General features: G+C 40.8%; 2 protein-coding genes. One reads left to right on the forward strand and one right to left on the reverse strand.

Going from position 1 to position 929, the window contains the following annotated elements; genetic code table 11:
- Window positions 1–108: 108 nt before the first annotated feature.
- The gene (locus tag BDE01S_RS11135; RefSeq protein ID WP_082790477.1) at window positions 109–330 is read right to left on the reverse strand and encodes a DNA-binding protein; all 222 of its coding nucleotides are present in this window, start codon (window positions 328–330) and stop codon (window positions 109–111) included.
- Between the two features lie 186 nt (window positions 331–516).
- Here BDE01S_RS11135 and BDE01S_RS10755 point away from each other — a divergent pair.
- Window positions 517–929: helix-turn-helix domain-containing protein (locus tag BDE01S_RS10755; RefSeq protein WP_169798098.1), on the forward strand; the 413-nt coding region annotated here is incomplete at its 3' end.

Here is a 929-nt window from a genome sequence, read left to right on the forward strand (position 1 = left end):
GCTGCTCGGAAAGTATCTTTTTTTCTGGTGGTCTTATTACCCATGCCTGACGCCTAAATCGAAAATAACGTGCTTTAACTAATTTAAATTTCATATTTGGCTCCTGCTTTATACAGACTCTTTTAACCCGAGCTTTACCGCTGCCTCATGGCTTTGACCGTAGTTTCCTTTGAGTTTGCCCCGTAGTAGGTGCTCTACGACAGTACGCTCAAAACCGAAATAACGTGCCCAATGAGCTTTACATACACCGTGTTTCCGAAACCACGCAGCCGCCGTCTCAGGCGTTTGCGGATAGGGAAGTGGCTTAAAATCAATTGCTTGTCTTCTCATAAGTTAGTGTCTTTCTGTGATAGAATGATTACGCATTTCAAATACCGAAAGGCAGGGTAAGAAGCTGTTACAAGATAGGTGCGCTTAACCATTGTTTAGCCCCTTGTGTGCCTGTTTGGTTTAATTTGTGCTGATATGTGTATATTATACGAACAAATGAGTATATTGCAACAGGAAAATGAACAAATGAGTGTAAATATCCGCCTGAAAGAAATTTTGAAAATTAAAAACTTGAAAATAAAAGATTTTTCTGAAATGACAGGATTGGTATATCGTACTGCTCAGAATTATGTAAGTGGGGAGCGTAAGCCTGATACAGAGGGTTTATTTAAAATAAGCACTCATTTGGGTGTAAATTTGAACTGGTTAATTGCAGGCATTGGAGAGCCGTTTATTGCAGACGAACAACTGGGCACGCGATATGCTGCGAGATTCTCTTCTTTGCAGGTAAATACATTACAAGAACCCAAAGCTGCTTATGGCCGCAAAGCTGAAGAAGAAAAAGTAGCTTTAAGCGATGAGGATCTGGAGTTGCTGAAGTTGTTCAACGAAGCTGCTGATAAAGACAGAGAGATGATTTTGTATATGGCCCGTAGGGC

Origin of the sequence: Bergeriella denitrificans NBRC 102155, assembly GCF_001592185.1 — a bacterium.
Taxonomy (GTDB): Bacteria; Pseudomonadota; Gammaproteobacteria; order Burkholderiales; family Neisseriaceae; genus Neisseria; species Neisseria denitrificans.